This window comes from Streptomyces sp. (assembly GCF_031178505.1).
GTDB lineage: Bacteria > Actinomycetota > Actinomycetes > Streptomycetales > Streptomycetaceae > Streptomyces > Streptomyces gulbargensis.
Genome location: NZ_JAPSIW010000236.1, coordinates 1 through 8907, shown reverse-complemented (window position 1 = coordinate 8907; position 8907 = coordinate 1). Strand labels below are relative to the sequence as shown.

General features: G+C 73.9%; 10 protein-coding genes and 1 tRNA gene. 6 read left to right on the top strand and 5 right to left on the bottom strand.

Annotated elements, in window-relative coordinates:
- Both RIF68_RS17375 and RIF68_RS17370 read left to right on the top strand, forming a co-directional pair.
- Nucleotides 1-313: sortase domain-bontaining protein (locus RIF68_RS17375; protein ID WP_309052183.1), on the top strand; the 313-nt coding region annotated here is incomplete at its 5' end.
- A gap of 328 nt (nucleotides 314-641) precedes the next feature.
- Nucleotides 642-729: transfer RNA gene (locus RIF68_RS17370), tRNA-Leu, on the top strand.
- A gap of 192 nt (nucleotides 730-921) precedes the next feature.
- Here RIF68_RS17370 and RIF68_RS17365 read toward each other — a convergent pair.
- Genes RIF68_RS17365 through RIF68_RS17355 form a run of 3 tightly spaced genes read right to left on the bottom strand, consistent with a single transcriptional unit; the run spans nucleotide 922 to nucleotide 2498 of the window.
- A complete protein-coding gene (locus RIF68_RS17365; RefSeq protein ID WP_309052182.1) occupies nucleotides 922-1632 on the bottom strand; it encodes a methyltransferase domain-containing protein in 711 nt (236 codons plus the stop codon).
- Nucleotides 1633-1641: 9 nt separating this feature from the next.
- The gene (locus RIF68_RS17360) at nucleotides 1642-2073 is read right to left on the bottom strand and encodes a hypothetical protein (RefSeq protein ID WP_375165052.1); all 432 of its coding nucleotides are present in this window, start codon (nucleotides 2071-2073) and stop codon (nucleotides 1642-1644) included.
- Nucleotides 2067-2498: an ATP-binding protein gene (locus RIF68_RS17355; protein ID WP_309052181.1), complete on the bottom strand. Its 432-nt coding sequence runs from the start codon at nucleotides 2496-2498 to the stop codon at nucleotides 2067-2069. The genes RIF68_RS17360 and RIF68_RS17355 overlap by 7 nt, the downstream gene beginning before the upstream one ends.
- 263 nt (nucleotides 2499-2761) lie before the next feature.
- Between RIF68_RS17355 and RIF68_RS17350 the strand changes: the two genes are divergently transcribed.
- The 3 genes from RIF68_RS17350 to RIF68_RS17340 all read left to right on the top strand — a co-directional run bounded on the left by RIF68_RS17350 (nucleotide 2762) and on the right by RIF68_RS17340 (nucleotide 4762).
- Nucleotides 2762-3634, top strand: a complete 873-nt coding sequence (locus tag RIF68_RS17350; RefSeq protein ID WP_309052180.1) for a helix-turn-helix transcriptional regulator — start codon at nucleotides 2762-2764, stop codon at nucleotides 3632-3634.
- Nucleotides 3635-3871, top strand: coding sequence for a DUF397 domain-containing protein (locus RIF68_RS17345; protein ID WP_030215754.1), 237 nt, complete (start codon nucleotides 3635-3637; stop codon nucleotides 3869-3871).
- A 72-nt stretch (nucleotides 3872-3943) separates the two neighbouring features.
- Nucleotides 3944-4762: an SAM-dependent methyltransferase gene (locus RIF68_RS17340; RefSeq protein ID WP_309052179.1), complete on the top strand. Its 819-nt coding sequence runs from the start codon at nucleotides 3944-3946 to the stop codon at nucleotides 4760-4762.
- Between the two features lie 61 nt (nucleotides 4763-4823).
- Here the strand turns inward: RIF68_RS17340 and RIF68_RS17335 are convergent, their stop codons facing one another.
- Together RIF68_RS17335 and RIF68_RS17330 are read right to left on the bottom strand one after the other, a co-directional pair.
- A complete protein-coding gene (locus tag RIF68_RS17335) occupies nucleotides 4824-6719 on the bottom strand; it encodes a M64 family metallopeptidase (RefSeq protein ID WP_309052178.1) in 1896 nt (631 codons plus the stop codon).
- A 121-nt stretch (nucleotides 6720-6840) separates the two neighbouring features.
- Complete coding sequence (locus tag RIF68_RS17330; RefSeq protein WP_309052177.1) at nucleotides 6841-8187, bottom strand: 6-phospho-beta-glucosidase; 1347 nt, start codon at nucleotides 8185-8187, stop codon at nucleotides 6841-6843.
- A 113-nt stretch (nucleotides 8188-8300) separates the two neighbouring features.
- Here RIF68_RS17330 and RIF68_RS17325 point away from each other — a divergent pair, with 113 nt between their 5' ends.
- Nucleotides 8301-8753, top strand: coding sequence for a YchJ family metal-binding protein (locus RIF68_RS17325; RefSeq protein WP_309052176.1), 453 nt, complete (start codon nucleotides 8301-8303; stop codon nucleotides 8751-8753).
- Nucleotides 8754-8907: the final 154 nt, after the last annotated feature.

Here is an 8907-nt window from a genome sequence, read left to right as displayed (position 1 = left end):
CGGCACCGCCGTCGTCGTCGGCCATGTCGACACCCCGCGGGGCAGGGCGGTCTTCCACGGTCTCGGCGCGCTCACCCCGGGCCACCGCGTGGAAATCCTCCGCCGGGACGGCCGGACCGCCGTGTTCACCGTCCACGGCGTCGAGGTGGTGCCGAAGGACGGCTTCCCGGCGGCCCGGGTGTACGGCGACACCGGCGTCCCGGAACTCCGCCTGATCACCTGCGGCGGAACGTTCACCCCGGCGACCGGCTACACCGGCAACGTGGTCGTCTCCGCCCGCCTGACCGCCGCCCTCCGCGCGACGGCGACCTGACGTATTCCGGCCGGGCCATTGGCCTGGACCGCACCCCGGTTGTCAGGGTGGCTTCACGGAGCCGGGCGTCGGGGGGCGTCGGGCTCCCCTCCCTCTTCCGGCGGCACGCCTCCGACGTGCGCTTCTTCCGCATTCCCGGCCCCGCTCGCCACCGTCCGCACACGAGCGGACGCACGTGGTGGATCACGCCCGGACAATTCACCCAGATCCCCGCCGGTGCCCCCACCACCCCCGCTGACCACGGAAAACGCTGGTGAAAGGCGCCCCGAACCCCTGGTAGAGTTATCCATGTCGCCGCGGGGGAAACCCCGAAGCGGCGAGACACCTAGTCCGGGTGGCGGAATGGCAGACGCGCTAGCTTGAGGTGCTAGTGCCCTTTATCGGGCGTGGGGGTTCAAGTCCCCCCTCGGACACCAGGTCAAGAGGCCGGTCGATCGCACTGATCGACCGGCCTTTCGCGTTCCCTTCGCTCACCGTGTCGGCGCCCGCCCGGTTCACGCCGTCCTCCGCCGCGGCCGGACACGCCGCCGGCCATGTGGCGGTGACCGTGGGCTTCGACCGGGAGGCGGAGGTGTGGAGCGGCCCCGTTCCCCGACCGCCGAGCGCCTTCAGTTCTTGCGCGCCACGACGAGCCGGCACCGCGGGCTGCCGTCCTCGCGCCGCCCGAGGTCCTCGACGGCGACGAGGGACACGTCGAAGCCGGCGTCCTCCAGGCGGGCCCGTACCCCGGGGAGGCGGAAGGTGCGGTAGTACATGACGAACGGCGGGCGCCACAGCGCGTTCCGCACCCGCATCACGGCGTCGAAACCCCACAGGGCCCAGTAGAGGCCGGAACCCACGGCCGGCGGCGCACCGACCGGGAAGGCGAAGGTGCCGCCGGGGCGCAGGGCGCCGTGGACCTGGCGGAAGAGCGCGCGCTGCTCGTCGGGCAGGAAGTGGCCGAAGGCGCCGAAGCTGACGGCGAGGTCGAAGGTCGGGCCGAAGGGCAGGGCGAGGGCGTCGGCGCGGACGAGCGTGGCCCCGGGATGGGCGCGGCGGGCCTCGGCGAGCATCCCGGCGCTGAAGTCGACGCCCGCGACCCGGCCCGCGCAGACCGAGCGGAGCACACCGAGCCCGGCGCCCGTACCGCAGCAGACGTCGAGACCCGCGTCGAAGGGGCCGAGTTCCTCCAGGGTCCGGGAGACGGCGGTCAGGAGCCGGTCGGGGGTGCGGAAGGGGGTGGCGTCGAATTTCCCGGCCAGCAGGTCGTAGCCGTGCTCGACCGAGGAGAGCGCCTGGACGGCCAGTTCGCGGAGGGTGGGACCCTGCGGGGAGAACATGGGCCGAGCCTATGCGCTCCCGGCGCGTACGGGGGCCGACCAGGCGGGCGCGATGCCGGTGAGCTGGCAGACCAGCAGATAGAGGGGGATCGGCGGGGTGTACGGGGAGTCGCCGTCGGGCCGGTGGATGAGGCGGGGGCGCCGGTCGGGGATCTCGGCGCCGGGCGCGTAACAGGCGGGCAGGGGCCAGGTCAGGTCCGCGTCCGAGCCGGCGGGGACGAGCCACCACCACCAGTCGCTGTCCGCGTAGACGCAGCCCTTGGCGGGAAGCCGGGAGAGGATCTTGAAGCCGAAGCGGGCGGGGACGCCGACGGCGTCGCGGCCGAGCCCGGCGCGCAGCCCGTCGGGGACGGTCAGCCGGGTGCCGCCGAGCGGTCCGGCACCGGGGCCGTCCGGGGCCGGGGACCTGCGGGCGCGGGGCACGAGGAGGGACCTCAGCACGGTTCCCCCATGCCGTGGGCGAGCTCCGCCCAGACGGTCTGGGCGGTGCCGTGCCCGGTGCGCTCGGCGCCCCACGAGGTGGCGAGCGCGTCGACGATGAGCAGGCCGCGGCCGCGTTCCTCCGCGCCGCAGTCGCGTATGCGCGGGCCCGCCGGGCCGCCCTCGTCCCGTACGGCTATCCGCAGGGTCTCCTCGCCCTCGCGCAGTTCACAGACGACATGGCCGCTCGCGGTGTGGACGACGGCGTTGGTGACGAGTTCGGAGACGATCAGGGCCACCGTGTCGCGTATCTCGGGGCCGCAGCCCCACAGGATCAGCCGTTCCTCCGCGAGCCGGCGGGCGCGGGCCACCGAGGCGGTGCGGGCGGGCAGTTCGAAGGCGAAGCGGCGGACGGCGTCGGTGCGTGGCTGCGGGCTCGGGGCCATGACACGAGGGCTCATGAGACCTGAGGGCTGCGCGTTACCAGAAGCCACGACCGGTTCCTCACAACAGTGGGCAGGAGTGCCGTACGGCGCTGACACCGGCGCGCGTGAGCGCCGGGCGGCAGCGTGTACCGGTTCACCGGAACACTGTCCTCCTGCCGCCGGCACTTGGCAAGTGGCACTCTGAAAATTGCAGAGTGCGCTGTTCTCTCTGTCCCGGCTTCGTGGCACACTCGACGCACACAGCGCGTCGGGGAGGTCTGAGAGTGAGCGAGCCGCGGTCCGCCCCGACGGTCGGGCAGGTCGTGCTCGGCAGGCGCCTGCAGGATCTGCGGGAGCGGGCCGGCATGAAGCGCGAGGAGGCCGCGAGGATCCTCCGCGTGGCCCCGGCCACCGTGCGCCGCATGGAAACGGCCGAGGTCGCGCTGAAGATCCCGTACGTCCAGCTCCTGCTGAAGGCGTACGGGGTCACGGACTCCGAGGCGGAGGGCTTCGTCGCCCTCGCGGAGGAGGCCAACCTCCCCGGCTGGTGGCAGCGGTTCCACGACGTGCTGCCCGGCTGGTTCTCCATGTACGTCAGCCTGGAGGGGGCCGCGAGCCTCATCCGGGAGTACGAACCCCAGTTCGTCCCCGGTCTGCTGCAGACCGAGGGGTACGCCCGCGCCATTCTGCGCAGCGGGGCGGTCGGCGCGAGGAACGCCGAGGACACCGAGGAGCTCGAACGCCACGTCGCCCTGCGGATGGAGCGCCAGTCCCTGCTGACCAGGGAGGACGCCCCCAAGTTCTGGGTGATCATGGACGAGACGGTGTTCCGCCGACCGGTCGGTGACGGGCCCGAGGTGATGCGCGACCAGATCGACCGGCTGCTCGACGTCTCCGAGTGGCCGCACGTCACCCTGCAGATCGCGGAGTTCGCGTCCGGCCACCACCCCGGCACGTACGGTCCCTTCGTCCTCTTCCGCTTCGCCGTGCCCGAACTCCCGGACATGGTCTACAGCGAGTACCTCACCGGCGCCGTCTACCTCGACGCGCGCCCCGAGGTGGCGGCCCACCTGGAGGTCATGGACCGTATGGCGGCGCAGGCCGCGTCTGTACCACGCACGAAGGAGATCCTCCGGGACCTCCGCAAGGAGCTGTGAATGGATCGCATATACAACGGCATGCCCGCCGCCGAGCTCGGTGCCGAGGGCTGGCACAAGCCCTGGAGCGGAGGGAACGGGGGCAACTGCGTGGAGGCCATGAAGCTGGCCGACGGCAGAGTCGCCGTGCGACAGTCCGCAGACCCCGAAGGACCGGCGCTCATCTACACCCACGGCGAGATCGAGGCCTTCATCCGGGGCGCGAAATCCGGCCAGGCCGACTTCCTGCTCACCTGACCCTTCCGTCCCGCCCTTACCATCGCGTAACTCTTGTAGCAGCGCCACCCGTTCGTTTCCCCAGGAGAGCCGATGAGCCAGGACCCCGCACCGTCGCGGAGCGAGACACGCATCGACACCAGCAAGCCGCACCCGGCGCGCATGTACGACTGGTTCCTGGGCGGGAAGGACAACTACCCGGTCGACGAGGAGATGGCCCGCCAGCTCCTCACGGTCGACGCCCGGGGGCGGGACATGGCCCGGGTCAACCGCGCCTTCATGCACCGTGCCATCCGCTGGCTCAGCGCCGCCGGTGTCCGCCAGTACCTGGACATCGGCACCGGCATCCCCACCGAGCCCAACCTGCACCAGATCGCGCAGGAGGCGGCCCCCGAGTCCCGCGTCGTCTACTGCGACAACGACCCGATCGTGCTGGCGCACGCGGCCGCCCTGCTGCGCTCGACCCCCGAAGGGGCCACCGAGTACATCCAGGCGGACGCCCGCGAGCCCGAGGTCATCCTCGAACGGGCCGGAAAGGTCCTGGACTTCGACCGGCCCATCGCCCTGTCGATGCTCGCCCTGCTGCACTTCGTGGGGGACGAGGACGGCGCCTACGAGCTGGTCTCCAAGATCGTCGACAAGCTCGCGCCCGGCAGCTACCTGGTGCTCTCGCACGTCACCGGGGACTTCGACCCCGAGGGCGCGGCGAAGGCCAGCGCTCTGTACAGGGCGCGCGGACTGACCCTGCGGCCCCGCTCGCGCGACGAGCTGGCCGCGTTCTTCGAGGGCCTCGACCTGGTCGACCCCGGGGTCTCCCTCACCGCCGACTGGCACCCCGAGCTGGGCGAACCGGTCCCGGTGCAGGGCGACGACCCGATCCCCGGCTGGGCCGGCGTGGCCCGCAAGCCCTGAGTCGCGTCCCGCACGCCGGGCGAGGGCCCGTGGACCCGGACGGTCCACGGGCCCTCGCCGTTCACCGCCCCGGTTCGACCAGCGTCACCCGGAAGGAGCGGGGCCGGCTCACGTTGCCCGCGGCGTCGATCGTCCGGTACTCCACGGTGTGCGTGCCGAGGTCGGGGGTCGCGTCGTCCCACGGCACCGCCCGGCTCCGCCCCAGCTTCCCGTACACGAGGCCGTCGATCACCGTGCCGCCCGGAGTGAAGAGGAACGGGGCCCGCGCGTCCGTCGGCCAGCCGTAGTACGTGTACCAGCCGTCGCCGTCCACCCGGAACTGGCTGACGACCGCGCCGTCCTGGTCGTCCCGGGCCGTCAGCCGCATGGTGAACGGTCCGTCGTACACGTACTCCACGGGGCTCCCCGGGCGCCGGACCGTACGCAGCGGAGCCGACAGCTCGTACGCGGCGGTGGCCGGCCGGGCGTCGACCGTCCAGCGCAGCTGCTCGCGCGTGCCCGGGATGCCGGCCGTCAGCGTGTACGTGCCCGGCGCGAGCGCCAGCTTCCGCAGGTCGAGGGCGCGGTCGTCGGGCCCGGCCGGGACCGGCCGGCCGTCGAGCCGCCAGCGCACCGCCGGCACGCGGTCCACGGGATGGGTGGTCTCCGCGTGGACGACCGTCCGGGCACCCACCGGCGCGCCGGTGGGCGTGTGCCCGGTGAAGGCGGGCGCGACCGCCGCCGGGGCCGTGACGAGCGAGGGGTCCACGGTCCACGTCACCGTCCGGGTGAGCGCCGGCGAGGCGCGTACGGCCGGGTCGCGGACGAACGGCGTCGGGTCCGTCACGGTCGCCGTCAGCGTGTGCGCGCCGGGGGAGAGGGCCCATTTCCGCAGGTCGACCGTGCGTGCGCCCCCGGTCGGCAGGGTCCGACCGTCGAGCCGCCAGGTCACCGCGAGGGCGCCGCCCACCGGGTGGAGGGTGTCGACCCACACGGTGCGGTCCGCGCCGATCGGGGCCGAGTTCGGCGTGTGGTCCTGGACCAGGTTCACCTTCGCGGAGATCGCCCGCCCCATCACCTCGCGCTCCACCTGGTCGAAGGCGTACCCGAGGGTCTTCATCAGGGAGTGGCGGGACGGCCGCCACACCCCTCTCGTGCTGTAGAGGCCGCCCTCGTACCGGCCGATGACCCCGCCGGACTCGCTCTCCTCGCCCAGCCAGCGCCACCACTTGGCCCGGCGCTCCCGCATCTGCGCCTCCGTCAGCAGCGTGTGATGGGCGGAGGCGGGCTCCTCACCGTCGTAGGCGCCACCGGGCACGCCCCGGGCGTAGTAGTCGTACTCGTCCTGGAGACCGCCGAGCGAATGGCCGATCTCGTGCGGGGTGATGAGTGCCGACAGCGCGTTGCCGCCGGACGCGGTGGCGTAACCGCCGCCCGCGCCGCCGTAGGTGGAGCTGTGGGCAAGGGCGACGACCTGCCGGTTGGCGCGGCCCGTGCCGGGCACCAGATCCGCGAGCGCCCCCGCCTTCGCGCCGTCGACGGTCAGCAGCCGCTGCACGCTGCCGGGGTCGCAGCCGCCCCAGAAGCCCATGTCCAGCACGGTGTCACGGTCCGGGGGGCCGAGCTGCGGATCACAGTCCACGCCCGAGTCCTCCGACGGCGACTCGACCGCCCACACGTTGATGTACGAGCGGTAGGAGGCGAACGGCTCGATGCTCCACAGGGTGCTGAGGTGCCGCTCCAGGTCCGCCCGGAAGACCGGCAGTTCGTCGGCGGTGTAACCGTCGCCGAGGAAGACGAGGTTGAACCTCTTCTCGGCCGGCCCCGTGGTCTGCACGGGGACGACGACGGGCCCCCCGGCGACCGCCGGTGTCCGGGCGGCGGCCGCCCCCGTGCCCGTCAGCCCCGCCGCCAGCAGGCAGCCGACGGCCAGCCGGGCCACTCCTCGTCGCACGCGCGTGCGTCGCAGTCCAGTCATGGGGCGCGAGCCTAGGACGCGGCCCCGACCGCGTAAAGACGTTCACCGGCCGTACGGCGGGAAGCGACCGGGCCGTCGACGGGCGGTCACGGGGGCGGGCTCCCCCGGGGTCGTGCCGCCGTCAGCCGCTCCGCAGGTACGCCAGACCGGGGTGTGCCTCCAGGTACCCGTCCAGGAGCCGCCGGGCCACCCCCACCGAGTCGACCAGGGGATGCAGCGCGAACGCCTTCACGGCCGCCGCCCGCGCACCGCTCTCCGCCGCCGCCAGCACCTCCCGCTCCACGGCCTTGACCGCCGTCACCAGGCCGGCGGCGTGGTCCGGGAGCGGCGCCACGGCCACCGGGTGCGCGCCGTTCGCGTCGACGAAGCACGGCACCTCGACGACCGCGTCCGCGTCCAGCCCGGGGAGCGTCGACCCGTTGCGCACGTTGAGGATCAGCGTGGCGCGCTCGTCGCGGGCGACGGCCCGCATGAGGGCGAGCGCCACCTTCTCGTAGCCGCCGGACTCCAGGTCCTCCCCGGCCCGCCCGCCGGCCCCGGCGGCCTCCCGGTTGGCCGCCATGTACGTCGCCTCGCGGTCCGCCAGGGTGCGGTGCCAGGCCTTGAGCGCCGGCGCCCCCGGCCGGGCCGCCTCCTCGTAGAAGCGCGCCTGCTGGTCTCGCAGGTAGACGCCCCGGGTGCGCGCGGCGGACCGGTAGGCCTGTACCGCCTCCCGGTTGAAGTAGTAGTAGTGCAGGTACTCGTTGGGGATCGCGCCGAGCGAGCGCAGCCACTCCGGCCCGAACAGCTTCCCCTCCTCGAAGGAGCCCAGCGCCTCCTCGTCGGCCAGCAGCCGGGGCAGCTGGTCCCGGCCGCCGACGCGCAGTCCGCGCAGCCACCCGAGGTGATTGAGGCCCGCGTAGTCGATCCACGCCTCGTCCGGGTCGGCACCGAGCACCCGGGCGACCCGGCGGCCCAGCCCGACCGGGGAGTCGCAGATGCCGACGACCCGGCCGCCGAGGATCCGGGACATCGCCTCGGTGACCAGGCCGGCCGGGTTGGTGAAGTTGATGACCCAGGCGTCGGGTGCGAGTTCGGCGATCCGCCGGGCGACGCGCACGGCGACGGGCACCGTCCGCAGGCCGTACGCGATCCCGCCCGCCCCCACGGTCTCCTGCCCGAGGACCCCCTCGGCCAGGGCGATCCGCTCGTCGGCCGCCCGCCCCTCCAGGCCGCCCACCCGGATCGCGGAGAACACGAAGTCGGCCCCGCGCAGCGCCTCGTCCAGATCGGTCGTGGCCGTCACGGCCGGCGCGTCCGGCACCCCCGCGGCCTGCTCGGCGAGGACCCGGGCGATCGCCGAGAGCCGCGCCGGGTCGAGGTCGTACAGGGTGACGTGGGTGACCCGCCCCGCGGCGTGGTCGCCGAGGAGGGCGCCGTACACCAGCGGCACCCGGAATCCGCCGCCTCCGAGAATCGTCAGTCTCATGCCCGTACGCTACTCGGGCCCCTCCCGAGGGCCGTCCGATCCGCTCCGGGCGTCCACGGCCCCGTCCACGTGCCGGTCGGGGGCGCCGCGTGCCGGTGGGGGAGAATGACGGCATGTCCCGACGCGAGACCCGTCCCCGTACGACACGCCCCGCGGCCCCCACGGTCCCCGCCGTGACCGCCGCGTCCCCCTGCCCCTGCGGGCGCGACGCCGCGTACGGGCCGTGCTGCGGCCGGTTCCACGACGGTACGGCGGGCGCGGCGCCCACCGCCGAACTGCTCATGCGCTCCCGCTACAGCGCCTTCGTGGTGCGGGACGAGGGCTACCTGCTGCGCACCTGGGCGCCGCGGACCCGCCCGGCCGAGGTCGACTTCGACCCCTCCCTGCGCTGGACGGGCCTGGAGATCCGGGAGACCACCGACGGGAGCGCCTTCCACCAGCAGGGCACCGTCACCTTCGTGGCCCGGTACGTCCACGACGGCGAGCCGGGCGCGCTCCACGAGCGGAGCCGGTTCGCGCGCCACGACGGGGCGTGGGTGTACGTCGACGGCGAGTTCCTGGCGTGACCGGAAGCCCGGACCCGGGCGCGCACGGGGCGGTCCTCACCGCCGGGCGGTGACTGCGGCCTGCCCGGTCGCCGGGGAGTCGAGGTCGCAGGCGCGGGCCACCCGGTCCACGGATCAGGCCAGGCCGGTCCAACCCGAGTCGCGGAGCGCCTCG